The following is a 25,314-nucleotide window of genomic DNA, read 5'->3' on the forward strand; positions in this document are numbered from 1 at the left end:
TATGCGACGCTAACCGAGTGCTGCAAAACGCGCGACCGGCAGCTTTCGGTTAATGCGGACCTTATGATACTGGGTTGGAACGGCCGGGAATGGTCGGCTTCTTCCATTGATCGGTCGGGGCGGAAGCCGCCGCAAAAGTGGACGTTTGTGGCCCCTGCCTTAGGCTGTCGAACCGGTCTTGGGATTATGGCTCCACAAAAGCAGGGGGCAAAGCGACAGCAGCTTTGATGGTCGTCTGTGTACATCAAGAAAGTTTGATGTAGGCCAAACGCTATTCTGTGAACATCAAATGGTGTAGCTGTCGATAGGCGATCATCAAAATGGGCGAGCGAATGGGGCTGGCTCGCGAAGATAGCCAGACGGAGATACAAGTGCCTGTTGCCTATCACGAAGGACGCTTTCCCCCCGCCAGGCTTGATCTGGACGCGCTTTTTCCGCTGGTCGGGCCAGCCAATGCCGCGATTGCCCGGTATGAGGGTGTCCTCTCCGGCATTCCCAACCCGGACATCCTGCTCTCGCCGCTGACGGCTCGCGAAGCTGTGCTTTCAAGCAAGATCGAGGGCACGCAGGTTACGCTGGGAGAGGTTTTGGAATTCGAAGCGCAGGGGCATCTGTTCGACGAAAGCACACCCAAGAAGGCGGACGCGCGTGAAGTTTTGAATTATCGCGCCGCCCTGCGCGAGGCGGATAGCCTGATGGTCCAGCTTCCGCTGTCACAGCGCTTAATTAAGGCGACGCACCGCGTGCTGATGGACGGTGTGCGCGGTCGCCACAAGGATCCGGGCGAATACCGCCGCATCCCCAATTGGATTGGCCCGGAAGGCTGCACCATCGAGCAGGCGCGCTTCGTGCCGCCTGGCGCCGATCACATCGAAAGCGCGATGGCCGGTTGGGAGGCCTACATCCATGCTGATGCGCCTGACAGGCTGGTGCAACTTGCCATCGTTCACGCCGAGTTTGAAGCGATTCACCCTTTTCTCGATGGCAACGGGCGCATCGGGCGTCTGATCATCCCGCTGTTCCTTTATGCTCATGGGCTACTCTCGCGGCCCAATTTCTACCTCTCGGAATATCTCGAAGCCAATCGCGATGAATACTATGATCGGATGCTGGCTGTTTCCCGCGACGCCGATTGGAGCGGATGGGTGGCCTTCTTCTTGCGCGGCATCATTGCCCAGGCCGAAGCCAACACCCAGAAGGCGCAGACTATTCTGGCCCTGCATCAGGACAAGCGCGATTGGGTCGTCGAAATTACCCATTCGCAATATGCCGTGCGCGCGCTCGACTGGATATTCCAGCGTCCGATATTCCAGACACCGGACTTTATTGCTTCAGCTCAAATCCCCCCAGCAACCGCCCGCAAAATCATCCGCGACCTCCGCGACAATGGCCTGCTGCGTGAACTGGTGCCTGCCTCCGGGCGCGCCCCGGCGACGTTCGTCTTTTCGGAATTGCTGAACATTGCCGAGGGACGGGAGGCGTTTTAATCGGTAGCGCCTTAACTCCAGACATTCGAGCTTCAATTTGACGTGATCGATTTCTGCCCTTCGTTCAGCACGCTCAGGAAATGGTGGAAGGACTTGGGTTGGGACTTTCGCGACGGTCTGCTTCGAAACGCCGAAGTGGCGATAGCGGACGCAGGGAACAAGCGACCTTACCGTCCCTTTTGGCGTCGCCACACTGACCCTGTCCCGGAACATGCCAACATTGGGGAGAGTGGCCGATCGCGGCTTTCGTGGAGCCGAAGATTGTTTTATGCGTGGAACAACGATAGAACTGTCAGGAGTTTCTGGGGTCTATCGATTTCCCTGGAGTTTCACGGCGTTGCCGTAACAAGACAGCGTGAGTGTTGATGATGAAATCGGTTGGTACAGTCAGGATTGCGATAGGGGTGTGACGACAGCCACGCATCTCGTCGCGCTGCTCCAGAGCCATTTCGATGGCGACGACGAACAATTCTATACGGTTGCCATGCAAGCTGCCGCGAACGAAGCGCGTCGTGGCCACGGCAAACTCGCGCAGCAGCTGCGTGACATGCTCGACCAGGCCCGCGAAAGCCAAAAGCGGCCAGCGCGTGGCAAGACGATCCCCTTGGTCCAGCCAAAGGGCGATCTCGCCAATCTGGTTGCGGCGAGATATGTCGATACACGCCTGTCGAGCATGGTGCTCCCGGAAGAACTGCATGAACGGCTGCGCCGTGTGCTAGTGGAGCAGCGGCAACAGCATAGGTTGCGCCAGCATGGCCTCCATCCACGTCGCAAGCTGCTGCTGATCGGCCCCCCAGGCGCTGGCAAGACCATGACGGCCGCCGCTATGGCAGGCGAACTCAAGATGCCGCTGTTCACAGTGCTGCTCGATGGTCTTCTGACCAAATTTCTGGGTGAGACTGCTTCGAAGCTGCGGGTCGTGTTCGAGGCTATGGCCGAAACACGCGGCGTCTATTTCTTCGATGAGTTTGATGCGATCGGTTCACGCCGCAGCGAGCGCAACGATGTCGGAGAGATTCGCCGCGTGCTCAATTCCTTTCTCCAGTTCCTTGAGGAGGATGAGAGCGAGGGACTTATCGTAGCAGCCACCAACCATCCCGAACTGCTCGATCCGGCCTTGTTTCGCCGGTTCGACGATGTGATCGAATATTCGCTGCCAAGCGTTGCCGTCGCCCAGGCCATTCTCGAAAGCCGATTGGCGCTTTTCGATACGGCCGGTGTGGAATGGCCGTCGATCGTTGGCGAAGCGGCCGGCCTCAGTCAGGCGGAACTGGCGCGTATCGCCAATGAAGCCGCCAAATATGCGCTGCTCGATGATCGCGAACGGATAACGAACATCGACCTCCTCCAGGCAGTGAGTGAGCGCAAGGCGGCGGCACGCGGATAATATGGCTGACGTGTCGGCAAGGCCTCATTCCCACTTCTATTGGCCTGCGTCGGGGAACTCGACGAATTATACGGCTTATCCGCCAAAGGGTAACGGATCGGTCGCACCCGAACGAGACCGGGCAACGCATGCCCAGCAACTGACGCAGGCACTGACCGAAGTGGTCGCGGCGGGCGAGACGCTGCTTGCAAGCCGTGACCCGCAGATCGCGTCCGGGACACCCGGTTTCTACATCGAGTTCATCCTGCCGTCCGGACAGGCTCAGATGGTCGACAAGCTGGAGCGCAAGGGGAAGTTTCCCATCGAGTTGGTGAGCGTTCAGCCCGCCGATGAGCTGCATGTCGCGGCAACGGTCTTCGTGCCTGAATCCCAGCGTGGCTATTATCTCGGCAAGGTTGAGGCCTACGGGACCAAGGATAACGTCAAGGTCAAGACCCTGGACGACGGCAGTGTCGTGGAAACGCGCAAGCCCAAGAATGAGCGCTTGGTTGCCTCCATAGAGACCGCCCGGCTTGCTGTGGCCCGCTCCTTCTACACTGACGCGGCGGACCTGTTCCCCACTCCAAATGTGAAAGCATGGTGGGAGGTCTGGCTGCGCAAGGGCACGCGCGCGCAATTCGAGGCCGCCGCGCAGACACTTGGCCTTCCGCTCCGCGAGACCGTCCTTGAATTCGCTGAACGCGAGGTTTGCATTGTCCATGCCTCGGCCGAGGATCTGGGACGGATTATCGCCAACACCGAGACTGTCGCGGAATTGCGGATGGCGCGGGACACGCCAGCCTTCTTCATGGGGATCGATGGCGCCGAGCAGCACCTCTGGTCGGACGATCTGGCCGGGCGGCTCGATCCATGTGGCGCCGATGCCCCTGCGGTCTGCCTGCTCGATTCCGGTACGACTATCAGCCATGCCCTGATCGCCCCACTGCTCAGCCCGGCAGACCAGCAAGCCTGTGAGGCTGGATGGCATGGTGAGGATGTTAGCCTGCAAGGACATGGCGGGCACGGTACGCAGCTATCGGGTATTGCCCTGTACGGCGATCTCACGGATGTATTGGCGAGCGCTGGTCCGGTCACGGTACGCCACCGCCTCGAATCCGTGAAAATCCTGCCCGATCATGGCGCCAACGACCCCGACCTTTATGGGGCGATCACAGCGCGGGCGATCGCACGCGCTGAAATCACCGCCCCGAACCGCCCCCGTGCCATCTGCCTGGCGGTGACAAGCCCTGGCGATCATTGGCGTGGGCGGCCGTCGTCATGGTCGGCCAAGCTAGATGAATTGGCATTTGGACGGGACGAAATACCCCGGATTATCACCGTGTCCGCCGGGAATATCCGCGAAGCTATCAATGCCGCCGACTATCCCGACCGGAACGACCTGATGCCGATCGAAAGCCCGGCCCAGGCATGGAATGCGCTGACCGTCGGCGCATTCACCGAAAAATCTGTCATTACAGACACCAGTTTTGCCGGTTGGAATGCCCTTGCCGGTGTCGGAGACATTGCAGCTCGAAGCCGTACTTCCGTTTCTTGGCATCGCGACTGGCCGCTCAAGCCGGATGTCATGTTCGAGGGAGGCAACATCGGGATCGATCCTGGTAGCGGTATGGGCGATCATGTTGACGATCTGGCGCTGCTGACGACCTATCGCAAACCGACCGAGCGGCCATTTACCACTACAGGCGACACAAGCGCGGCCACCGCATTGGGCGCTCGAATGGCTGCGCAGATACTGGCAGAGAAACCGGCTTTGTGGCCGGAAACGGTGCGCGGACTAATCGTGCATTCCGCCGAATGGACACCAGCCATGACCGGCTATCTCGGTACGCTCAATAGAATCAGCCTGGTGCGGCGCTACGGCTTCGGGGCACCATCGCTGGTGCGTGCACTCGGCAGTCTCGACAATGACGTGACGATGGTTGTCGAGGACAGTCTCATCCCCTTCAAGATGGAGAAGGGCAAGGCCGTCACCGATCAGCTTATGGTGCATGAGTTGGTCTGGCCGAAGAAGAAGCTGGCCGAATTGGGCGAGGTTCTGGTCCAACTCCGCCTAACGCTAAGCTATTTTATCGAGCCCAATCCAGGCGAGCGCGGCCAGTCCCGCCGGCACAGTTATGCCAGCCATGGCTTGCGCTTCGCGCTCAAGCCTGCTGACGAAAAACCGGACGTGTTCCTGCGCCGCATTACGTCTGAGGCTGGCCCGCGCCCTCCTGCAAGGCAGGCCTCCGACACCGGGTGGACGATCGGGCCGCAACTGCGCCATCGTGGTTCGCTCCATGCCGATATCTGGGAAGGCACGGCCGCCGATCTCGCGGAGCGCAACAGCATCATCATCTACCCGACAGGTGGCTGGTGGCGGGAGAATCTCGCGCAAGACCGGGTCGGAGAAACCGCGCGCTACAGCTTGATTGCCAGCATTCGCGCCGCTGATGGGATCGATCTGCGGACTGAAATCAGCGCCCAGATTGCTCCCGAAATTACGGGTGAAGCTGTGATTGAGGTCTAATTTTGCAGGACCATCCCGCCAGAGCTGCGGCCCCAAGGGGGATCAAGCGAGCTTCTCTGCCAGCAGCCCGGGTATCGCCATAGCGTGAGAGCAATGAAGACCCCTGGGGAGGGAAGCGATATGTCGACATTACGCTTATTGATGCTGCCAGCCGCCGATGGCGACTGCCTGCTATTGTCTTGGGGAGACGATAGCCATCTGCATCACATGGTGGTGGATGGCGGTAGGGCGTCCGCCTATCCGCATCTGAAGAAACGGCTTTCGGGCATCGCGGATAAAGGAGAGGGCCTCGAGCTATATGTGCTGACACACATCGATGCCGACCACATTGAAGGGGCCCTTGCCTACCTTCGGGATTCGGATCGACCGCTGGTACCGAAGCAGGTTTGGTACAATGGTCGGACTGAGATGACATCGACCGGAATCCGGAGCATGAAGCAAGGTGACGCCTATTCAGTCGCTCTTGCCAAACTTGAGTGGCCTTTAAACACCTCCTTTTCTGACGGAGTTGCGAAGATCGAGTCGGCGCCCGGCGCTATCGACATCGCCGGGCTGAAGATCACGATGCTTTCGCCGGACGAGCTGCATCTTGCCGCACTAGGAAACAAGTGGAGCCAGTGGCATCAGCAGCAGGGTGTTCGGGCGCGTGGGATTGTCAAAAAGCCGAAACGCCCCCCGCCGCCGGATCCTCTGATCGTCGAGGATCTGATCGCACCCGGACTGACCGACACCGAACTGCCCAACGGATCTAGTATAGCCTTCATTGCCGAATGGGGCGGACGGAGAATTCTGTTCGGCGGTGATGCGCATCCCGATCTGCTCGCGGCCTCCCTAGAACCGCTCGCTGCTGAAGAGGGCGGGCGCTACCGCGTCGATGTCCTTAAAGCCTCGCATCACGGCAGCGCGAAGAACACCTATCGCAAGCTGATTGAGATGCTCGACTGCCGCCGGCTGGCAATCTCGACCAATGGTAACATACATTGCCATCCCGACCCGCAAGCGATCGCGCTGTTTCTTCACTTCGGGCCTGAAGGGCGAAAACATCTCTACTTCAACTACGTTACCGAACAGACCCGGCCTTGGGCCAAGCCGGAGGTAGCGGACCGTTACGGATATAGCGCACAATTGCCGCCAGACGAGGAAGGCATGATCGCTATCGACGTGCTTGCTGACGATTGAAGTCTGCTTGCGATCAAACTTAGATTGTCAGGATGCAGGACAAATATTGTGTGATCTAATTTTAGATCCTTTCGCTCTTGCGGGACGGGCGCGTCGTGCCAATATTCTTTCGGATATATATTGAACTTTGGGGGACTAACTAAAATGGCCGACAAGAAGGTGGTCTTCGTCGCGTTCGCGATCGAGGATGAAGCCCAGCGCAATCTGCTAAAAGGGCAGTCGCTCCATACGGATTCGCCATTCGAATATATCGATATGTCGGTGAAAGAGGCCTACACCGAGGAGTGGAAGACCAAGGTGCGCACTCGGATCAAGCGCTCTGACGGCGTGATCGCGCTTATCAGCAAGGACTCGCTGACCAGCTCTGGTCAGAAGTGGGAGATCGCGTGCGCTAAGGAGGAAGGTGTGCCGGTTCTCGCGATGTGGGCTTATTCAACCGACCGCACCGCCGTCGTCGGCCTGTCACCGAAAGCCTGGAGCTGGACTACGATCGCCGAATTCATCGACGGTCTCTGAAAGTGGGTAAGGGACGCAAGGCGCTGGTCGTTGGCATCGACTACTATCAGGATCTCGAGCAGCTCTCCGGTTGCGTGGACGATGCCCACAAGGTGAAGGCTGTCCTTGACCGCAATACAGATGCCGGTCAGACTAAGAACTTCCAGACCAACATTCTGACTGGTACGGGTCCTAACGACATCGTCACACGCAAACAGCTTAAAGAGGAGATCCGTGATCTCTTCTCTGGGGATGAGGAAGTTGCCCTACTGTACTTTGCCGGACATGGTCACATCGAAGCGACGGGTGGCTATCTCTGCGCGACGGACACGGAGACCGGTGACGACGGCCTTCCGATGGGCGAGGTTCTTAAACTCGCAAACGATTCGAAAGTGTCGAATAAAATCATTCTTCTCGACAGCTGCTATTCGGGAATTGCCGGGACGGCGGAGAACGATCCGCGCTTCGCTGAATTGAGCCACGGATTGACGATCCTGACTGCATCATCGGAGAAGCAGTATGCCCTCGAAACGGATGAGGGTGGAGTCTTTACAACGTTGCTGGTTGACGCGCTCGAGGGAGCTGCCGCCAATCTGGTGGGCGAGATCACGCCAGGCAGCGTTTATGCGCACATCGACCAGTCCCTCGGTTCGTGGGGCCGTCAGCGGCCGATCTTTCGGACTAACGTCAACAGTTTCGTGTCGCTTCGCCAAGTGCAGCCGCCGATCTCGCTTGAAGATCTGAGAGCGATCTCTGGGCTCTTTCCGACTGCTGACTTCGAATTCGATCTGGATCCTACTTTCGAGCCGGACCGTCCGATCGAAGGCGTTACCGTCGACCCTATCGAAGAGAACACGCGTCGCTTCGCGATCCTTCAGAACCTGAACCGTGTAAATCTGGTCGTTCCGGTCGGCACCAAGCACATGTATCACGCCGCGATCGAGAGCAGATCGTGTCGGCTAACGATTCTCGGCGAGCATTATCGTCGCCTAGTCGTGAAGGAGCAGATCTGATCGTTTGGCGAAAGGCGCAGTCGGGCTAAGGTGGTCGCGATGCATACTACGGGAAAGATCGGTGTTACTGGCCACCAGGCGCGCGAAGGTCTGGATTGGGGTTGGACCAGAACCGAAGTCGCTGCCATTCTTCAGGAAGCGGCTTCAGTCGATCAGGCTCTGACCTGCCTTGCAGTGGGCACCGATCAACTCTTCGCCGAAGAGGCACTCGCGATTGGCATCGCTTTGACCGCCGTCATACCGTTCAAAGGATATGATCGCTGCTTCGAAGGTGTGGGCCTCGAAGCCTATCGCAATCTGCTCGCCCGCTCCGCCCGCACCATTATGATGGAGCGAACGGGCACGGATCAGGAGGCGTTTCTCGCCGCGGGCGTCCGCGTTGCCGACGATAGCGATTTACTGATTGCTGTCTGGGACGGCGAACCGGCTGCGGGCCTTGGTGGGACAGCCGACGTGGTCGCGCACGCGATCGCATGCGGACGCCCGGTTTTGCAATTGAATCCCTTTTCTCGAACCGTCCGGCGGCTGGCGGGCTGACTTTCTTCAGCGTTGGCCGAGGTCAGCGCGTAGTCCGGTAAAGAATTCGTTGGTCGAGCGGATACGGGCAACACCGGCGGTGACGATGCGGCGCTTTTCCTCAAAGCTCCGCTCAGCGCTCTTTGATCGTCTAGCGTATGCATCCAGATCGGCGTCGCTCTGCAAATACGGCCATTTGCGTAAGAATTCGGGTGGCAAGCTTGTGCCCGTCGAGAACGTGGCCAAGGGGTAGTCCTTCTCAGTCGCGACCCCGATCTCCCAAGGCACCCACTGTGAATAGCGCGTAGTATCGGAAACGATCGCGAGCAGCTGGGTGCACTTGCCCATCTCGGTGTGAATGTGGAGGGCCAAATTTTCTCCACGGTCGCTAATGTATGGATCGATGACGTCGAGGTAAGATTCAATTCCGTGCAGTTCACGGAGACGGCGTTCTATCCGCGTTGCGAGCAACGAGTCGGCGGATTGGTGGGAGAGGAACACTTTCACCATTGGTATATATCTCGCTTCACGTTTCGAGGCGCTGAAGTGGGACGGGGCTGCAGCTAGTACGTCACCGGTAGTAAAGATCCCAAATCCCACCGACAACGGACTTGGAATTCCAGGCGACGCACTTGCTGGCTGCTTGTCCGACGACACTTGCGGTCCGTTGCGCGCCGCGTAGGTCTACCGCAAGGATCGGCTTTGCGTAGATGCCTGCGCCGTCGATCTCCTTGCCGATCCACTTGCTGTAATGCGTGTACATGCCCGTTGGGATCACAATGACGTGACTCCGGCAAATCTGGCGGTGGATCGCCTCGCGCAGAGCCTTGTCAGTGTTGGCATTGAGGATCGGATCGCTGCTCGGGACTGAGAAGTTCCGCAGGTCGAGCGATGCTTGACCCACCCTCCAAGTCTGCTCGAAGATCCAGTTGGATAGTGTGGCATAGTGGCCGGAGTAAGCCCACGAGTGGCTGATGAATACGTGGATCTGATGGGTGCTCATCTCAAACTTATCGTTAGATTGTCTGTCGGTGCGTATCCTATTTGTTCGTGCACAACAACACCCGACGATGCTAAACTCTTCGACAGTACCAGACCGGTCTGAAGCGGGTTCCTGAAAGGGATCTGAATAGTAGCTAATTGCTCCTCCAAGAACATGCGGTCATTAAACGTGTCGCTCGTCAACGACGCATTTTTTAGGTGTGTGTCGTCGACACCTCCCAAGGAAAGCGGACCGTCAGTACCCGGGGATTAAAAATTGGATGTTGAGCGGCCGGAATGGGTCGGCCCCGGAAGCGGACAACGACGCATCCGAATGTCGGCTATTCCACTTGTGCGGCTGTAACCTGCCTTTCCGGATCGTCCGCAATCCACGGCATTAGCAATCGCAAATTGCGTACACTGGAAGCTGCTTCAAGCATTTTGACACCCCTGCGGGCAGCGCCCGCAGCTTCGGCCTGACGGCTGGGAGGGAAGGGGGGTGGGAAGAAAGTGACCGGACAAGGGGTTCGGTCGCAATCGATCCTACCAGGAGACAGTCCATGAACATCGGTGAAATCCGCAAGAACGCCAACGGCCAGCTGATCGGCTCCGTCGAAACGCTCACCATCACCCGCACCATCGGCCTCCGTCCGGTGACCTCCAGCAACCCGCGGGCGCCCAAGTATGAGATCGTTGCGCTCAACGACCAGCGCCGCTGGGTGATCGTCGGCGCACTGTTCGAATTCTCGTCGAACTCGACCGGCGAAAGCTTCTACCAGGGCAAGATCGACGATCCGTCGATGGCGCAGCCGCTCTACATCGCCGCCTTCCCGCGCGAGGACGGCACGATGGCGGTGGCCTGGCAGCGTCCGCGCCGTCGCAGCAGCCAGCTCGGCTCGGCCGAATACGGCGAGAGCGACATGTTCGGTGCCGACGACGTCAGCGGCACCGACCGCGCCGGCGAGCAGGCCCGCGAAGCCCGCCACGACGATGGCCTCGGTGACAGCACTGCCACTCCTCCGGGCAAGCGCGGCCGCGCGTCGGCCAAGGACGGCGCGGAACACGAAGGCGCGCTGCCGCCCCTCGTCGACGCCTGATCGACCATCCACTCCACTGACGGGGACCCAAATGCGGGTCCCCGTCCCCGTGCAAGGCCGCGCAATCGCCCCCCGCGCGGCTTGAGGCGGAACGCCGGCCTGCCCCCCGCCCGGCGTTCCGCCTCTTCATTTGCTTCGGGCACTTTGGAGACCATCATCATGCTGACCGACAGCGAGCGCTTCGCCTTCGAGACCCGGCGCCCCCACGCCTTCGCGAGCACCGGCAATGCCTATGACGCCTCGCAGTGCGACGAGGCGATTCTGACCGGAGACACGCTGATCGTGCTGGCCGAACAGGTCGTGGCGATCGCCAGCCCCAAGCCCTTCGCGATGACCGAGACCTGCGGTAAACTCCACGCTCTGTCCGCGCCGCGCCCGGGCGAAAGCCTCGCCGATCTCGCCCGTTCGCTGCACGTCAGGGCGGCCGATTTCCAACACGCCGCTAATATGGCCCGCCGTCTGGGATTTCCGCTCGACCCGCAGCTTGTGCCGCTGCTCGACTTACCTGCCGGGTGACCTGGTTCGCTCGGGTCAAAGCGGAAGCGAGGTCTGCGCCTCGACAGTCTCGCCGGCAGGCGCGGTAACCGCATCGGCAATCACCCGCGCCAGCTCGAGCGCGGCGTCCTCGCGCAGGCATAAACTCGGCGCGGTGATCCCGACGCGCGCCCAGCCCGGGGCATCGAGGATCGCATGCGCAACAGCAGACGTATCGATTCGTTCCATGCGGGCAATGGAACATATAAGGAACATATTTGCAAGAGGCGCGGCCGAGCGATTGACACGGGCCACCGTCCAACCGAGCATCGGGACATGTGCAATCTGTACCGCATGACCAGGGCAACTGCCGAGATTGCCCACCTGTTCGGGGCGCGGGCGGGGCAGGGCGCCAACTTCGCCGCCGAAGTTTGTCCCGGCTATCCGGGGCTGGTCGCCGCCGAAGGCGAGGCACGGGTAGCCCCAAGGGCTTCCCGCTCGCGCTCAAGGGCAAGAGCGGGCAGCCGCTCAAACCCAAGCCGGTCAACAACGCGCGCGAGGACAAGCTCGGAACCGCCTTCTGGCGGGCGAGTTTCGAGCGCCGCCGTTGCCTGATCCCGGTCAGTGCCTGGGCCGAGGCCGAAGGCGCGAAGGGCGCGATGACCCGGACCTGGTATTCACTCGCGGACGAAGAGGTCTTCGCCGTCGCCGGGATCTGGCGCCCGACCGAGGAATGGGGCCGGGCCCATTCGATGGTGATGGTGGATGGCTGCGCGCAGATGGCCGATGTCCATGACCGCATGCCGGTCGTGCTGGCGCGGAAAGACTGGGAGCAGTGGCTGGCGGGCACACCGGCCGAGGCCTTTGCGCTCTGCCAGACATGCTCAAGCGAACTTGAGGTCGAGCGTACCCCCGAGCGCTGGGCGGCCCGCCGGAGCTGAGCGCGAGGGGAGGGGGGCTTGAGCGGGGTCGGATCAACGACACCCGCGAAAGGACCTGACCCATGGGCGACCGCGCTCCCGTTCACATTACCATCGGCGGCGCATGCCCGCGCGAACACCTTGAAGCCTTCGCCGCCCACGCGGCCGACTACGACCTGCGCGTCGAATGGGACGGCGAACCGTTCGATCCCGCCGCGCTCGTCGCGGGCGAGCCGCTCGAGCTTTACGGCACCGAGCTCAACGGCGGGCAGATCCCCGAGATCGACGCCTTCTGCATCGCGCACGGCCTGCAGTTCCGCCGCTGGTCGGGCGGCTGCCTCGGTGCGTACCTTCCCGAGATCGTCCTGTTCGACGGCAGCGGGCCTTTGCGCGACTACACGGCGAGCGAGGACGAACGGGTCCTTTTTCCTCCGTCGTGGATCAGGAGTTTCACCCGGCTGCGCGACCTCAAGCGCGAGATGGCCCGGGCTGAGCTCACCATCCCGCCATTCGAGATTGTCGGCGGCGACCCATCACGATCGCCGTTTCCGATCCTGAACGCGCCGCCGCGTTCGCCCGTTTTCCGCTCTAGCGCGTGAGCGAAGCGTTCCAAGACGAGATGCTCGGAGTGCTGCCGCCGGTCCACTTCCGCGGCGCAGCGGGCTTCTTCGTCAGCGAAGCCGTGATCGACGATGTCCACGCCCAGTTCGTTGCGCACCGCGGCCGCTTTTACGGGGCCTACGTGGCACTGCGAGATCCGGCGGCCTGGATCACCCACGCCGCGATTGCCGCATTCGATGCGGCCCATCCCGACCCACCGGTGCTGGACTGGTATCCCGGCGATGCCGAAGATCGGTGAGGGGAGGGGGCTTGGACCCGGTGTTCCTATGGGGAGACAGACTATGCTTCGCTTCTATACCGGCATCGGCGCGCGCACCACTCCGCCCGAAGTGCTTGCGGTAATGACCCGCGCCGCCTTTGCGCTGCTCAAGCGGGGTTACGCCCTGCGCTCAGGGCACGCGATCGGCGCCGACAGTGCGTTCGAACGCGGCGCGGGCAGCGCGGCGCAGATCTTCCTCCCCGTCCCGGGCTGGCGCGGCTCGGCGAGCACCTTCCACGTGGGGACGCTCGGTGCGGACCTGTGGGGCAGGGCGCGCGAGCTCGCCGCCGCGCACCATCCCGCCTTCGCCGGGCTCTCGCACTTCGTTCAGGACTTCCACACCCGCAATGTCTTCCAGGTGCTCGGGCCAACGCTCGATAACCCTTCGGAATTCGTGCTGTGCTGGACGGCCGACGGAGAAGCCTCGGGCGGCACCGGCCAGGCGCTGCGCATCGCCGCGACACACGGCGTTCCCGTCTACAATCTCCAGCGGACCCGCGAGCGCGCGCACGTCGAGCGCTACCTGGTTCTCTGATCCTTCAACCCCGCGCGTTTGCGTCGCTTTTACCTGTGTCCCGGCGTCTTGACGCATGGGGGCAGCTGCGCTGCGCGATGCCGAGCGAATGCCTCGAACATGTCGTCTCGTACGCTCTCCCTCGAACTTGCCTGCACTCGCGAGGAAGCCGCGCGTTTTGCCGCTGTCGCACTGTTCCTTGCCGATCTCGCGAGCGACCCCACCGCGCAGCCGCCGGGCGAACTCGATGGGGTGTTTGGCGCCAAGGCGCGCGAGACCATCCTGGGGCTCGTCGGCCATCCCGAGCCGCTCGGGATCTCCTGCCGTTATGATGGCGATACCGGCGTGCTGACGCTGATGGCGATCGCTGGCCGCCCCAATCTCGCGGCGCTGCCCGTGCTGCTGCTCTGGCTTTACCCGGAAAAGCTGCCGCTCGCCTATTCGGTCCACGCCACCGATCGTCCCGAGCTCGCGGTCTGGACGATCGTCTCGCACCAGCGGATCGCGATCACCCAGCACGCCGACGAAGTGCCCGCCCGCCTCGAAGCGCTACGCGCCGCAGCCCCGGGTCCGCGCCGGATTGATCTCCTGCCGACCCGGCCGCTGCCGCGCGCTGGGGACTGAGCCCGGTTCAGGCGGCGCCCTGCGCTTCCCACGTTCGCCGGACCCGCGAGACGCGGGCCGGAGCGGCTCGCCTTCCTTCCAGAACCGGTGCGCGACGCCTTGCCCGGCGAGCAGCGCCTCGAGCGGCTCGGCCACCTCGTTGTCGCGGTCATGGATATGGACCGCGCAGGCTTCCTCGCCGGTGTCCTTTAGCACCAGGCTCGCGATCGGCGTGTCGACGTCGAGATTGACGCGCAACCCCTTCACGAACCGGCGCTTCTCGGCGACGGCCTTGGCAAGGAGATAGCGCTCGTCGCTGGTCTCGTAGGGCAGCCATTCGGGCGTGACTGGCATCAGCGCGACCTCGATCAGGTCGAACGTGCCTTCGCGCCGCCGTGCGAACGAGCCCGCGACGACCAGGTGGTCCTGCTCGCCCTTGGCGCCATGCTGCGCCTGCCACAGCGCGAGTTCGCCCGCGAACCGCTTGTGGAACCGCCGCGCCATGTCCTGGTCCATCACGAACGGCATGTCGCCGACATGGCGCAAGACGATCCGCTCTGCGCCGTGGGAAGCGAAGATCTCCTTGATCTCGCCGACGACGACCATCATCTCGTCGCGCGAGCGGTAGACCCGCTCGAGCGCGGCGCGGCGGCGGGCGCGGATGTCTTCCTTGTCCTCGAGCCTGAAGCTTTCCGGCACGAACAGCACGTGGGGCAGGGCTTCCTGTTTCGCCCGGCACGACGCCGCTGCCTCGAGCAGCGCGCGGCGCACGACGAACCAGCTGCGCTTGCCCGCCATCTTGGGATGCCAATGGGTAAGCTCGGCCCGGTCCCACAGGACGTGGAGCAGGCCGCGCATCGAGAGCTTCTGGCCCGACGACTTCACCGTCGGCTTGTCGTTGGTCAGTGCCGCGGGTGCGAGCCTTGCGGTGCCGCGTGAGAGCGGGAAGCCGAGCTTGAGGCTGGTCTCGCCGCTTGCTTCATCGTCGACAACCGCAGCGCCCCGGACCTGGCCCATGCCGGTCAGGTAATCGGGTGCTTCATAGTGATCGCAGGCGGTCGCGTGCCGCGCGCCCGAGCCCGGCCACCGAGCCAGCACATAGCGGTCATTGCGGTGCGAAGTGTAAAGCGGCAGGTCGGTCCCCTTGCGGCATTCGCACAGAACCCGGGCCTTTTGCGCGTAGGCTTTGGCCAGCAGCAGCTGAAGTTCATCGCCTTCGGCCACACTGCGGCCGAGCACACGGTATCGCTGGATCATTTGGTTTTGCTCCAATTTCTCGCGATCGACGCTGCCCGTTCGACCTCTCGCGCATCTCCTTCGGTTGGACGCGGCCGCGGATGGGCACGGCTACGGTCAGTCTATGCCGCGGATCCCGCTGCGGCAAGGCGTTGCGCGGACCGGGCTCGGTCTGCTCCGGCTCAGCCGTGAACGGTCTCGCCGCGCGCTAGCATGGCCACGAATTTGGCGATCTTGCGCGCCCGGGTCTCCGGCTTTTTCACCGCGCCGATCCGGTAGCGCACCGCATAGCGGTTGGCCCCGGTCAAGCCCTCGAAAAAGGCCTTGGCCTCGGGGTTTGCTCCAAGCGCCTCAACTAGATCCTCGGGCGCCGCAGCCGTGCTCGCGGGGGCATAGGCGGCTTCCCAGCGCCCGTCGGCCTTAGCCCGCTCGACCTCGGCAATGGCCGCGCGGCTGCATTTGCCCCGCAGCGATGAGCTCGATTGCCCGCGTGCGGTTGATCTTGGACCACTTGCGACGAGGTTTTCGCGGTGTGAAGCGGATCAGCCAGCTTGCTGCATCGTATTTGTCGAGCAGGCCGTCGATCCACTCGTGACACAGCGCGGCATCGATCGCTTCCGCCTTGGTCAGGCTGATGACGCTAGCGCCCTTCTTGGCAAAGCGCAGCCATGCGCCGGGGGCACTATCGCGCTGCTCTGCGAGCCATTCCGCGAACGCGGCCTGGCTCGCAAACAGCAGGATCGGCAGGTGTCCGCGCATTTCCGTCATCGCGCCCAAGCCTAGCGGCACCGGGCATCGACGGCCAGGGAATGGGATGCCGGCCCTGCGGGTAACGATCGGGGCCATTGGCGCGAAGGGGAAGGGTTGCTAAGATTGCGGCCATGACTGTCGTCCTCGCTGCCGCTGTCCTGTGTCTCTCGCCCTCAGTCCACGACGGCGACACCCTCCGCTGCGGCCGCGAGCGAGTCCGCATCGCCAATATCGATGCGCCCGAAATGCCGGACAGCCCTAAATGCCGGGACCGACGCCGGTCCTATGCCTGGTGTGATTTTGCCGCGGGCGAAGCTTCGCGCGTCGCGCTGGTCCGGCTACTGTCGCGCGGCCGGGTCATGATCGAGCGGCTCGGAACTGATCCCTACGGGCGGACGCTGGCCATCGTGTCGGTGGGGGACGTGGACGTCGGCGACTATCTCATCTCGCAAGGACTAGCCAAACCCTGGCGCTGAACGTCCACTGCGATTGGCGGATTTTGGGACATCTCACGCACGGACTTGTGCGGCATTAACGCCAAGGGCCGAGGCGGCGGTGGTATATGGGGTAGGGGTGGTCCGGTCCGGTGCATCGCGTGCTGACGTGCCCGCCGGGCAGAGCCGGTGAGGGAGGCAAGCGTATGCGCCGCGAGGCAAGATTCAGGCCGGGGTTGACAAGCGACCGAGGCAGACGGGTCTTGGGTGGTGCTGATTTCCGGCATGAATTGACGAAACCGCCCTTCGTTTGCCGATGAGCCCTGCGGCGCCAGTCCCTGGCCGCAACCCAAAAGCAGCGGACCGTGAAGCCCTGCGGGCTTGCCGCACCACTCCTCGCTTTTGGGTTTCCCTCTCACCTGCGTGATTCTTGGCGTTCGGTGCGGACCCGGGCCTTTAGGCGCCGCCTGTCTGGGTCATCGGCGGGCGGTTCCGTCGAATTCAAGACCGGAGACAACCCATGAAGAACCTCGTCATCCTGATCGGCCGCATCGCTTGCCAGCCCGAAACCCGCCACGCCGGCGAAACCGCGATCACTTCCTTCACCCTCGTCACCGATCGGCCCAAACTGACCGGCGGCAAGACGGTCAAGAACGAGGTGGGCTACACCGAAACGATCCCCGAGTTCCACCGCATCACCGCCTTCAATGGCCTCGGCACTTCGGTCGCCAAGCACAAGAAGAGGGGCGATCTGGTCGAGGTCCAGGGCCGCCTGCACTACTCGAAGTGGACCGACCGGGAGGGCGTCGAGCGCTACGCGGTCGAGATCGTCTCCGAGGAAGTCCTCTTCCTCTGATCCGAGACCGGAAGGCGGCAGCGCCGCCTCCCGGTCTCGGACAGGCCCCGGTGCGAATAAATCAACGAGCTGCGCTCTTTTCGCACTTGCAGCATGAACGGCCTCGAGCCATATCAGGGTTGCCTTTCAGGCATCCTCTCCCAAGACTTTAACGGGGCCGGCAGCAATGCTGGCCCTATTTTTTGTTCATTGCGCCCGCAATTACCCTACCGATGAACTGGCAATTCCTCGTGATGTCCCATAAGGTGCAGCATCACCAATTTGAGAAAACGTGACGCTTATGGCCGATGAAACCCTGCTGGAACACGTTGCCGACATCGTCTCCGCTCATGTCAGCAACAATTCGGTCTCGGTCAATGATCTGCCGGGGCTGATCCAGTCGGTCTATGCATCGCTGGCCGCGCTCGGCCAGGCACCCGAGATGGTCCAGGAAAAGCTCACCCCTGCAGTCTCGGTCCGCGCGTCGGTCAAGCCCGACGCGGTGACCTGTCTCGACTGCGGCGTCAGGCTGAAGATGCTCAAGCGTCACCTTGGCACTGACCATGGAATGACTCCGGCTGAGTACCGCGCGCGCTGGAACCTGCCGGCAGACCATCCGCTGGTCGCTCCCGACTATGCTGCCAAGCGTAAGGACCTGGCGCTTCGGATCGGGCTCGGCGGCAAGCCCGGACAGAAGCCGAAGGCCAAGGAGGTGGCGACCCCTGCCAAACGCAAAAAGCTTGGAGTTACATTCGGCTGAGCAGTTTGTGCTCCTTGTACAACTTGACTTTTGCCATTTCCGCCTCAAATATTGACCCATATTTCGGCAAATGGTGAGGCAAATGGCGGGCGCGGCATTCCTGAGTGAAGTTTCCGGCGAGAAGGGCGTTTCGGTTGATCGGTTGTCAGCGGCATTGCACATTACCAAGTCGGAATTGGCGCTCGCCGCCGGATTGTCGCGCGATGCGGTGTCGAAAGCCGCACGCAGCAACAGCTTAGTCACCCAGGCACGCCTTCGCGAAGTGAGCGAGATCATAAACCGGGTCATCCCGTGGGCCGGTAGCGAGCTTGCCGCCTATGCCTGGTATCGATCGCAGCCGCTGCCGTCGTTCGGCGATGCGACAGCAGAAGAGCTCGTGCGCCAAGGCCTGGGTGAGAAGGTCCGCAGCTATCTTGGCCGGATTGCCGCTGGTGGTTTTGCCTGATCGTCGGGCCTGATCCTTGGTCAAGACTTCAAAATCGACAATGCCGTTCAGCCCGTTCTATGGATTGGTCTATCGCGCGCATCATCCGGCTTGGGCCTATGACCCGGAGTCGGGCGAAGGCGCGAGGATCCATGGCGGCCGCTTCAACCGGATTGGCATGCCTTGCTTCTATGCGGCGCTGAGCCCCGAAACTGCTTGGCTTGAGGCCCAGCAGGGTTTCGCCTTCAAGGCGCAGCCGCTGACGATCTGCAGCTACCGAGCCGAGCTCTCCAATATTCTTGACCTGACCGATCCCGCAGTGCGGGACGCGGTGCAAATCAGCATGGCGCAACTCGGCTGCGCGTGGGAGCGGCTGGCGGGTGATCGCAAGCCGGTGCCGACCTGGGAGCTCGCCGACCGGCTGATCGCCGCCAGCTGTGCCGGTGTGATAGTCCCGAGCTTTGCTTCGCGCGCAACGTCGAACGATCGCAACTTGGTCCTTTGGTCATGGAGCCGCGAAGCACCGTACCGCCTCGTGGTAATTGACGATGAGCAGCGCTTACCGCGCGATCAGTCATCTTGGCTAAAGGTCTGATTGCCCGCCAAGGCCCGGCCGAACTACCACCTTCCCCTCGATGTGTTTTACATAATCATTATTATCAAACTTAAGCGCTGTAGGCGCAAAGTAGAAATGTCCCATCCCGCAAAATAGAGATGTCCCATTGCAATGGGTGCTCGCGGTCCGTGGTGGCATGGTCATCCTCTGCTGTGGGGGATGCGCTTATGACGGTGGTGGCGATGAGCCATGGCGAGCTTTCACGACACGATACGCTGCTTCGTTTCGAGCGCGGCGAACTGCGGGTCGAAGATGCAGCCGCCTTGCTTGGATTGAAGCGTCGGCAAGTTTTCCGCTTGCTGGAACGAATGAGGAGCGACGGCGCGGCGGGCCTGATTTCCCGAAAGCGTGGTCGGCCCAGCAACCGGCGGCACAGCGATGCGCTTCGTGAGCAGATCGTTGGGATCGTGCGCGAGCATTATCACGACTTTGGCCCGACTTTGGCGCGTGAGTACCTGATCGAACGCCACGGGATCACGGTTGCCTGCGAGACACTACGCCAGTTCATGATCCAGGCGGGTCTCTGGAAAGATCGCGATGCCCGCCCTCCGCGGCCTGGTCCATGGCCTGGTCCATCATTTCCTGACTGCCGTAGAGTTCGTCGAGTTCCCTGAGTTTGCCGCACCGTTCCTGCGCTGGGCGTGCGCGTTGCCTCGCCCCAGCGGGAATTCCTCGATGTTCTGCAGGACTTCGTCGTGCGCGATGTGATCACATCGCCCGCCGTCCAGCATCTCGAATTCAAGGGCCAGGGCATGGTCGTCGCCGTGTTCGAGGCGATGCAGGCAGACCCTCAGCGCCTCCTCCCGCGCGATGAACTTGTCAAGTTCGAAGCGGCGGGCGGGAGCTTGCGGATCATCTGCGACTACGTCGCGGCGATGACCGACACGCACCTGCTGAAGACCTACGAGCGACTGTTTTCCCTGCGTATGGGATCGGTGTTTGACCGCCTTTGAAGGGGTGGGAGCCGGATCGCCCTTCCCCGCTTACCCTGCAAAATGTGGAATTGGGAAAATGCAGGGTAAATCGGCTGCAAAGCTGTCACCGCCGCGCATGGGTTTTGTGTTCGATCAGCTGCAGCCAATCCAATTCGACCGTCGAATTGATACTATGCCGACATTCTGAACAGGAGTATCGGACTCTCGCGACCCGAAGGGCTCGGCATGCAGCGATGCACCGGGTTCTGACTTTACGGCGGCCCGGTTATGCAGGGCCGCCTTTTTTCTGCTTATCATGCCGCCCGTGACACTTTGCCCTCGGAGCGACGAAGTGTCACGTTGGACAACATAAGTCCGATTGCACCAGCCATGATGGTGGACAAATACACCAGCTAATCTCTCCTCCTCCCCGTGCCAGCGCGAAATGCCGGCGCAGGGCGAAGTGTCACCGGCGACAATCGACACGGTCAGGACTTTAGGGGATTCACAGGATTCACCTTTTGTGCTCAATACTGATCCATGCAACCTGAGGCACAAATGGCGAGCGTTGGCGGCATTTACGCGGTATTGACCGACGTCTCGGCAAGGCCGCGCTACGCTTTCCTCCTGCTACAGCTCGTGGCCGAGCTCGCTGACAATCGTGGTCACGCCGGTCCTTTCGTTCATTGCGGCAATGGACAGATGTTGCTGCGTGACTGGTTGTGTACCCAGTTGCTGCCGATGAGCGAGCAGAAGCGCCGCAGGGCTCGGCTTCGCTCACGGATCGAGGCGGCCCTCCGGCCCAGCCTGACCGGGGAACCAGAAGTGGACGCCCCCCGCATCGAGCAGGCTGTCGAGGAACAGGTCCTTGCTGTGGGTCGTGCCAATGTCAGCCGGGCTATTTCCGACCTGGTCCGCGCCAAGCTGATGACGCGGCATTACGCAGGTTACGCAACCAACCACCACAACCGAGGCGGGGGACGCCATGTCGTTTATGTGGTGGAACCGTGGGTACTGCGCCTCTTGCGCAGAACGCCCGAGCCCCGCCCCACTCCGACCGCTCGTGTCACGGGTCAAGGCGACCTGTTCGCCGCCTGAAACAAAAGCTCGATGCGGAGATCAGCCGGCAACGAGCGAAACTCTATCAGAATTCAGGAGCATTCGGATCCCTGCCCGTCCCTCGGGGCGAGGGCCTAACTCGCGTGCACGATCCAACAATTCCACGAAGGTGCGCGCCGCGTCTCTGTCGCGCTCGTTCTTGAAGGCGATGTCGAGATCGGGTGCGGCACCCAGCATGTAGAGTAGCGACCACATCGCGAATTTGCGGCCATTGTCGGTTTCCAGACCGAGTTCGACCTGCATTCGCTCGACGCCGCCGGCTAGTGCTGCAGGCGAAACTGCTCCGAGATCATCGGTTCCAAAAAAGCGCTGCATCTGGTCATCGAATTCCATTCAAGCCTCGCGTGGCGCCACGACCCCGAGCCATTCCGCAATTGCGGGCGGCACGCCGACAGCGCCTGAGCGCAGATCGTAGAGCTCGCTTTCGCCAAGCTGGACGCGGCAAACGGTGGAGGCTTGTTTGAGATCCCTGCTGTTGTCCGTGAAGATCGCGGCATCGGCAACCTTGGATGCTGCGGCAATTGCGCGCTGGGTCTTGGGGAAGCGCTTCAGCAGCCGCTCCATCGGTACGTCATGCCCATGTTCGGCAACGCGCGTCTGAACGCGCAGGATCGACAGTTAGGCATTTGTCGGCCCGACGAAGAACAACAGCACGAAATAGCCCGCGCGCTGCATATCCTCGATCAGGTCGATCTTGGAGAGGACCGTCCCGTCGGGCTGCTCCTCCCAATAGGAAAACACGGTTTCCATCGCGAACGGAACCTTGGCCCTCATCGCATGGCCGACGAAGGCCTGGACGCCGTCCTGTGCCACGCGCATCCAGCTCTCGTCGGTGTCACGCAACAATTGCGCCCACGCATCTAGCGCGCCATCGCTTCCTGGCTACGGCAGGATCGAGAGCATCATGCGGTCCGCGTTGATCAGCGGGATCTGCAGCTGCCCGGAGAGCCGCTTGCGCCACATCGTCGACTTGCCGGAGCCGTTGTGGCCCGCGAGGACGATCGCCAATGGCTTCTTGGTCTTCTGCTGTGCCGCGAGAATCTGTTCAACGGCCTCCGGAAGACCGGTCAATCGATGACCTCGAACGCACCGTTCACCAGACGCCCTCGATTGATGCGCCCGTTGAGCCGACGAATGAACACGCCAGACTCACCATCGGCGACCGAAAACTGCGGCACATCCTTTTTCGCGCGGATATCGACGCCCGGACGCTCAAGGCGCTTCACGACGCGCTCAAGCGCGGCTGTGCTGCGCTCGACGTTCTTCTTGACCAACCCGGCCGACGGCTTGTTACCGCTAATGGTCACGCTGCCGAACTTCACCTTCGAGACACGTGCGCCCTTGGTGCGCACGATGACAAACTGACCGTCAGTTCCGGTACGGGCATTGGTGCCTTGCTTCGACATGATCTCAAGATAACCTTTCGGGTGAATTCTTGCCACCCCTGACTGCACCGATGGCGCCGCGGCGATGCGCGTTCAATCGAAGCACGACATCCCCCATCCAGCCTGGCATTACTGGTCGGCCTTTGAGCAGCGCCGCTAAGTCCTTGTCATCGAGGCGGGCTGAGAGATTCACAATCGCGTCGGCATCCACCTTATTCCGCCCGAGACTGGCCAAAACCTGGACCACCCCGTTTGCAGTCTGGGATGCATGACCCAGCACCGGTGCACGGCTATGCTTAAGCGTGACACTGCGGCCTGCGGCTATGCGCACGCGGGTTCGTCCCGTCGTTGCATAGCTAGGCTTTGCCGGCACCTGCGTCGAGAGGCCGAGCCCGCTCGCTGCGCTAGCTGCCGAGGGCGCGAGCCGGTCGCCGCTTTGCGCCGAAACGGCCTGCGCAATCATCTCGGCATCCGGTGCCAGCGCGCCCAGCTTGTCGTGCAACTGCGGATAGTCGTAGAGGCCGCGCCCGATCCTGCGGATCTGACTCGCCTGCGCGAGGCGCGACAGTGCCATGTCGACCGAGCTGCGTGTGCCGAAGTCGATGAAGAGCTTGGGGGTGAAGACCCACCCCCGCCCCTTCGCGCGAACGCGCTTCATGATTTTGTCGGCCACAGCGGACATGAATCGAGCGCTCCTTTTGTTAGAAACTAGCGCACATGTTTCTAACAAACCATATCCTCCAGAAAGGCTCCCTGATGACCATCATGATCGTCATCACTGCCTGCCTGCCTAACATCAGCGTGGGTAGTTCCGGCATTGGTGATGGTGATCATCGGCCGGAGCGCGTTCCATCGGCGGGTCGACCATGTTGTTGAGTGGCCCCGTTGGGATTGTCGCACTCGGTCTCGCGCGCCCTCGCGGACCCCGCTCCAGCGGGTGCGAAGTTTCCTCGCATTGGGCCGCAGGCATTCTCGCCTTCGCCTCCATCGCCGTCCCGAGCCCGTGCGATGCAGCGGGCCACGGGCCGACTGACTGTCTCCGGCAAGGGGTCCTTCTTTGGTGCTGGCTGCGCCGAGGACGGCGCATCCAGGGCGCCCCGCTTCCAAACCGAATTCTGTTCTGCCGAATGCGCAAAGGCGGGGCGCAGAGGAAATGGCGTTTTGCGGTTAACCCCGAACGCCCTGCCCCCTTCAGGTCCAGGGGTTCCGGGGCAAAACCGTAGTCTCTCTCTCATCTCGGTGGCTGAGCGAAATCAGCATCGACATAGCATGACGCCTGGGAGATTGGCGGCCGTCAAGGATCGCGGGTGCCCCCCGATTTTGGCCTGCGGCGCTGCGCACCTAGTCGGCAAAAATCGGCTCCCCCCACGCCCGCTGTTCGCGGCGGCAGCGCGGAGACGCTGCCGTCCCTGACTGCCTGACTCCGGCGTCCCTGCGATGGGCATCTTTCATCAGCGTGATGAGAGACTTGTTGCTTTGGAGGTTATCATGACGGACCGTTTCTCGAACTTCGCGGATCTTGCGGAACACTATGCGCGTGAGATCGCCACGCCCGACTACGCCCGGGCATTCATGGAGCAGACCGAGTTTGCAAAGCTCTCGATCGAGCACGAACCGAGCAGCGTAGAAATGCCCGATCCCGAGGTGGCACAGGCCGCCATAGAGATGGTGCTGGCAACGGTGTTCGACCTGTTCCGCGACACCCGGATGGAAGACTTCGCGAGCGAGGTTGCCTGGGGGATCGCCAACAGCTTCCACGTCGTCGCCAAGCGATTGGACGACCGCGAGGATACGATGGCCAACCGGCTGCAGGAGAAGCTGCGCGAATACGATCCGAGCGAGGTCTATGCGACCGACCTTGAGGACCTCACGATGCAGGCCCGCAGCCTTGCCGAATGCCGCGACGCGATGGAATGCATGCGCGACCATGCCGCGCAGATCTACCTTGTAGAAACCGGCCGACCCTTCTCGCCGGTGCGCGGCTCGCGGGTCTCGTCTAAGACCAACGCCTCTATGATCGAAGCGCGCGATTATCTCGCGGCCCAGAAGGCGCAGCGGCGCGAGCAGTTCGCGCCGTCGGGTCCGGTCGTTGTGTTCTCGGGTGGGCAGCAGTTCACCGACATTGCGCTTGTTGAAGACTACCTCGATGCGATCCACGCGCGCGTGCCGTCGATGGCGTTGGCCACGACCGCCCAGAACAAGGGCGCAGACGTGATTGCGGCCGCTTGGGCCTCGCGCCACAATGTCCCGGTGATCCTCTGCAAGCCCGATACCTCGCGGGGACCGTCGGCCCCCTATCAACGCAATGCACGCATGCTCGCCTTCAAGCCGGTTGAGGCCGTGGTCTGCAGCGGCGGCGGCATTCAGGCGAACCTCGCCGATCGGCTCCGCGAAGCCCGCATTCCCTTGCACATCGTGCGCGATGCTTCGGCCCAGAACGAGGCTCCGGCGGCGCGGACTAAAGCCCCTGCGCAGGCTGAACGCCCGGCGATGAGGCGCGTGGTGGGTGGCGACGATCTCCCGCCGTTCTGAGCGGGGCGTCAACGATCCAGTCAACCAGAAGGGTGTCCGGCCTCACCGCCGGATGCCCTTCATTTTTGTCGTTCGGGACGCGCACTAGCACGGCCCGGCTCGCTCGCCTCTTGACCTCGCCAGTGACGGCCTGGCGGCCTGCTGGCGGAGCCCGCGAAGCCTTCGCATCGGCCGGGCGCGATGGGTCAGGAGTGGGGCCACCGGAGGTGCGGGCCAACAGGGGTTAAACACTCTCGCAGAATTCCAAGCATGATGGC

The 25,314-nt window shown here is 62.0% G+C and carries 34 protein-coding genes and 1 pseudogene; 23 read left to right on the forward strand and 12 right to left on the reverse strand.

What is annotated here, in order from left to right:
- Positions 1-332 precede the first annotated feature (332 nt).
- The 7 genes from OVA07_RS00775 (at position 333) to OVA07_RS00805 (ending at position 8,604) form a co-directional block, all read left to right on the forward strand.
- Complete coding sequence (locus tag OVA07_RS00775) at positions 333-1,487, forward strand: Fic family protein (protein ID WP_268169704.1); 1,155 nt, start codon at positions 333-335, stop codon at positions 1,485-1,487.
- A 355-nt stretch (positions 1,488-1,842) separates the two neighbouring features.
- Positions 1,843-2,874, forward strand: coding sequence for an AAA family ATPase (locus OVA07_RS00780; protein ID WP_268169563.1), 1,032 nt, complete (start codon positions 1,843-1,845; stop codon positions 2,872-2,874).
- A 1-nt stretch (position 2,875) separates the two neighbouring features.
- Entirely contained in the window at positions 2,876-5,380 is a 2,505-nt protein-coding gene (locus OVA07_RS00785; protein WP_268169564.1) for a S8 family peptidase, read from the forward strand.
- Positions 5,381-5,500: 120 nt separating this feature from the next.
- Positions 5,501-6,559 carry a ComEC/Rec2 family competence protein gene (locus OVA07_RS00790; RefSeq protein ID WP_268169565.1) on the forward strand — a complete coding sequence of 353 codons (1,059 nt, stop codon included), beginning with the start codon at positions 5,501-5,503 and terminating at the stop codon, positions 6,557-6,559.
- A gap of 144 nt (positions 6,560-6,703) precedes the next feature.
- A complete protein-coding gene (locus tag OVA07_RS00795) occupies positions 6,704-7,075 on the forward strand; it encodes a TIR domain-containing protein (RefSeq protein WP_268169566.1) in 372 nt (123 codons plus the stop codon).
- A 2-nt stretch (positions 7,076-7,077) separates the two neighbouring features.
- Positions 7,078-8,067 (forward strand): caspase family protein, encoded by a 990-nt coding sequence (locus OVA07_RS00800; protein WP_268169567.1) that lies wholly within the window; start codon positions 7,078-7,080, stop codon positions 8,065-8,067.
- Positions 8,068-8,106: 39 nt separating this feature from the next.
- Positions 8,107-8,604: a hypothetical protein gene (locus OVA07_RS00805; RefSeq protein WP_268169568.1), complete on the forward strand. Its 498-nt coding sequence runs from the start codon at positions 8,107-8,109 to the stop codon at positions 8,602-8,604.
- A gap of 6 nt (positions 8,605-8,610) precedes the next feature.
- On the opposite strand, the gene OVA07_RS00810 is transcribed toward OVA07_RS00805, so the two are convergent.
- Both OVA07_RS00810 and OVA07_RS00815 read right to left on the reverse strand, forming a co-directional pair.
- The gene (locus OVA07_RS00810) at positions 8,611-9,093 is read right to left on the reverse strand and encodes a toll/interleukin-1 receptor domain-containing protein (protein ID WP_268169569.1); all 483 of its coding nucleotides are present in this window, start codon (positions 9,091-9,093) and stop codon (positions 8,611-8,613) included.
- A 61-nt stretch (positions 9,094-9,154) separates the two neighbouring features.
- On the reverse strand, positions 9,155-9,586 hold the full coding sequence (locus OVA07_RS00815; protein ID WP_268169570.1) for a TIR domain-containing protein: 432 nt from the start codon (positions 9,584-9,586) through the stop codon (positions 9,155-9,157).
- A 538-nt stretch (positions 9,587-10,124) separates the two neighbouring features.
- On the opposite strand from OVA07_RS00815, the gene OVA07_RS00820 reads away from it, so the two are divergent.
- Both OVA07_RS00820 and OVA07_RS00825 read left to right on the forward strand, forming a co-directional pair.
- A complete protein-coding gene (locus OVA07_RS00820; RefSeq protein WP_268169571.1) occupies positions 10,125-10,661 on the forward strand; it encodes a DUF736 domain-containing protein in 537 nt (178 codons plus the stop codon).
- 159 nt (positions 10,662-10,820) lie between these two features.
- Entirely contained in the window at positions 10,821-11,177 is a 357-nt protein-coding gene (locus OVA07_RS00825) for a hypothetical protein (protein ID WP_268169572.1), read from the forward strand.
- A 15-nt stretch (positions 11,178-11,192) separates the two neighbouring features.
- On the opposite strand, the gene OVA07_RS00830 is transcribed toward OVA07_RS00825, so the two are convergent.
- A complete protein-coding gene (locus OVA07_RS00830) occupies positions 11,193-11,465 on the reverse strand; it encodes a DUF6771 family protein (protein WP_268169573.1) in 273 nt (90 codons plus the stop codon).
- A gap of 6 nt (positions 11,466-11,471) precedes the next feature.
- Between OVA07_RS00830 and OVA07_RS00835 the strand changes: the two are divergent.
- The 5 genes and pseudogenes from OVA07_RS00835 to OVA07_RS00855 all read left to right on the forward strand — a co-directional run bounded on the left by OVA07_RS00835 (position 11,472) and on the right by OVA07_RS00855 (position 14,073).
- A pseudogene (locus OVA07_RS00835) lies at positions 11,472-12,076 on the forward strand (SOS response-associated peptidase).
- A 62-nt stretch (positions 12,077-12,138) separates the two neighbouring features.
- Positions 12,139-12,654, forward strand: coding sequence for a hypothetical protein (locus OVA07_RS00840; protein WP_268169574.1), 516 nt, complete (start codon positions 12,139-12,141; stop codon positions 12,652-12,654).
- Positions 12,651-12,914, forward strand: coding sequence for a hypothetical protein (locus tag OVA07_RS00845; RefSeq protein WP_268169575.1), 264 nt, complete (start codon positions 12,651-12,653; stop codon positions 12,912-12,914). The genes OVA07_RS00840 and OVA07_RS00845 overlap by 4 nt, the downstream gene beginning before the upstream one ends.
- 43 nt (positions 12,915-12,957) lie before the next feature.
- Complete coding sequence (locus OVA07_RS00850) at positions 12,958-13,470, forward strand: hypothetical protein (protein ID WP_268169576.1); 513 nt, start codon at positions 12,958-12,960, stop codon at positions 13,468-13,470.
- Between the two features lie 99 nt (positions 13,471-13,569).
- Complete coding sequence (locus tag OVA07_RS00855; protein ID WP_268169577.1) at positions 13,570-14,073, forward strand: hypothetical protein; 504 nt, start codon at positions 13,570-13,572, stop codon at positions 14,071-14,073.
- Here OVA07_RS00855 and OVA07_RS00860 read toward each other — a convergent pair.
- From OVA07_RS00860 to OVA07_RS00870, 3 genes are all read right to left on the reverse strand, one after another.
- Positions 13,999-15,309 (reverse strand): DUF1173 domain-containing protein, encoded by a 1,311-nt coding sequence (locus OVA07_RS00860; protein WP_268169578.1) that lies wholly within the window; start codon positions 15,307-15,309, stop codon positions 13,999-14,001. The genes OVA07_RS00855 and OVA07_RS00860 overlap by 75 nt on opposite strands.
- A gap of 161 nt (positions 15,310-15,470) precedes the next feature.
- Positions 15,471-15,758 carry a YdeI/OmpD-associated family protein gene (locus OVA07_RS00865; protein ID WP_326493082.1) on the reverse strand — a complete coding sequence of 96 codons (288 nt, stop codon included), beginning with the start codon at positions 15,756-15,758 and terminating at the stop codon, positions 15,471-15,473.
- Positions 15,709-16,056 (reverse strand): YdeI/OmpD-associated family protein, encoded by a 348-nt coding sequence (locus tag OVA07_RS00870; RefSeq protein WP_268169579.1) that lies wholly within the window; start codon positions 16,054-16,056, stop codon positions 15,709-15,711. Before OVA07_RS00870 ends, OVA07_RS00865 begins: the two co-directional genes overlap by 50 nt.
- Before the next feature lie 113 nt (positions 16,057-16,169).
- Here OVA07_RS00870 and OVA07_RS00875 point away from each other — a divergent pair, with 113 nt between their 5' ends.
- The 8 genes from OVA07_RS00875 to OVA07_RS00910 all read left to right on the forward strand — a co-directional run bounded on the left by OVA07_RS00875 (position 16,170) and on the right by OVA07_RS00910 (position 21,119).
- The gene (locus OVA07_RS00875; RefSeq protein ID WP_268169580.1) at positions 16,170-16,514 is read left to right on the forward strand and encodes a thermonuclease family protein; all 345 of its coding nucleotides are present in this window, start codon (positions 16,170-16,172) and stop codon (positions 16,512-16,514) included.
- A gap of 478 nt (positions 16,515-16,992) precedes the next feature.
- Positions 16,993-17,328, forward strand: a complete 336-nt coding sequence (locus tag OVA07_RS00880; protein WP_268169581.1) for a single-stranded DNA-binding protein — start codon at positions 16,993-16,995, stop codon at positions 17,326-17,328.
- Between the two features lie 280 nt (positions 17,329-17,608).
- A complete protein-coding gene (locus OVA07_RS00885; protein ID WP_268169582.1) occupies positions 17,609-18,067 on the forward strand; it encodes a MucR family transcriptional regulator in 459 nt (152 codons plus the stop codon).
- Between the two features lie 82 nt (positions 18,068-18,149).
- The gene (locus tag OVA07_RS00890) at positions 18,150-18,512 is read left to right on the forward strand and encodes an antitoxin Xre/MbcA/ParS toxin-binding domain-containing protein (protein WP_268169583.1); all 363 of its coding nucleotides are present in this window, start codon (positions 18,150-18,152) and stop codon (positions 18,510-18,512) included.
- Between the two features lie 16 nt (positions 18,513-18,528).
- A complete protein-coding gene (locus OVA07_RS00895; RefSeq protein WP_268169584.1) occupies positions 18,529-19,086 on the forward strand; it encodes an RES family NAD+ phosphorylase in 558 nt (185 codons plus the stop codon).
- A gap of 203 nt (positions 19,087-19,289) precedes the next feature.
- Positions 19,290-19,721 carry a helix-turn-helix domain-containing protein gene (locus OVA07_RS00900; protein ID WP_442789606.1) on the forward strand — a complete coding sequence of 144 codons (432 nt, stop codon included), beginning with the start codon at positions 19,290-19,292 and terminating at the stop codon, positions 19,719-19,721.
- A 27-nt stretch (positions 19,722-19,748) separates the two neighbouring features.
- Positions 19,749-20,060 (forward strand): hypothetical protein, encoded by a 312-nt coding sequence (locus OVA07_RS00905; protein ID WP_268169585.1) that lies wholly within the window; start codon positions 19,749-19,751, stop codon positions 20,058-20,060.
- 519 nt (positions 20,061-20,579) lie between these two features.
- Entirely contained in the window at positions 20,580-21,119 is a 540-nt protein-coding gene (locus OVA07_RS00910) for a hypothetical protein (protein WP_268169586.1), read from the forward strand.
- A gap of 21 nt (positions 21,120-21,140) precedes the next feature.
- Here the strand turns inward: OVA07_RS00910 and OVA07_RS00915 are convergent, their stop codons facing one another.
- From OVA07_RS00915 to OVA07_RS00940, 6 genes are read right to left on the reverse strand one after another with little or no spacing between them, the layout of a single operon-like run.
- The gene (locus OVA07_RS00915) at positions 21,141-21,473 is read right to left on the reverse strand and encodes a hypothetical protein (protein WP_268169587.1); all 333 of its coding nucleotides are present in this window, start codon (positions 21,471-21,473) and stop codon (positions 21,141-21,143) included.
- Complete coding sequence (locus OVA07_RS00920) at positions 21,474-21,704, reverse strand: hypothetical protein (protein WP_268169588.1); 231 nt, start codon at positions 21,702-21,704, stop codon at positions 21,474-21,476.
- A 54-nt stretch (positions 21,705-21,758) separates the two neighbouring features.
- The gene (locus tag OVA07_RS00925) at positions 21,759-21,983 is read right to left on the reverse strand and encodes a hypothetical protein (RefSeq protein ID WP_268169589.1); all 225 of its coding nucleotides are present in this window, start codon (positions 21,981-21,983) and stop codon (positions 21,759-21,761) included.
- Between the two features lie 39 nt (positions 21,984-22,022).
- Positions 22,023-22,211, reverse strand: coding sequence for a hypothetical protein (locus OVA07_RS00930; protein ID WP_268169590.1), 189 nt, complete (start codon positions 22,209-22,211; stop codon positions 22,023-22,025).
- The gene (locus OVA07_RS00935) at positions 22,208-22,546 is read right to left on the reverse strand and encodes a hypothetical protein (RefSeq protein ID WP_268169591.1); all 339 of its coding nucleotides are present in this window, start codon (positions 22,544-22,546) and stop codon (positions 22,208-22,210) included. The genes OVA07_RS00930 and OVA07_RS00935 overlap by 4 nt, the downstream gene beginning before the upstream one ends.
- 4 nt (positions 22,547-22,550) lie before the next feature.
- Positions 22,551-23,207, reverse strand: coding sequence for a DUF6088 family protein (locus OVA07_RS00940; protein WP_268169592.1), 657 nt, complete (start codon positions 23,205-23,207; stop codon positions 22,551-22,553).
- Between the two features lie 806 nt (positions 23,208-24,013).
- On the opposite strand from OVA07_RS00940, the gene OVA07_RS00945 reads away from it, so the two are divergent.
- Positions 24,014-25,057, forward strand: a complete 1,044-nt coding sequence (locus OVA07_RS00945; RefSeq protein ID WP_268169593.1) for a DUF2493 domain-containing protein — start codon at positions 24,014-24,016, stop codon at positions 25,055-25,057.
- The last annotated feature ends 257 nt before the right edge of the window (positions 25,058-25,314 follow it).

Origin of the sequence: Novosphingobium sp. SL115 (assembly GCF_026672515.1) — a bacterium.
GTDB lineage: Bacteria > Pseudomonadota > Alphaproteobacteria > Sphingomonadales > Sphingomonadaceae > Novosphingobium.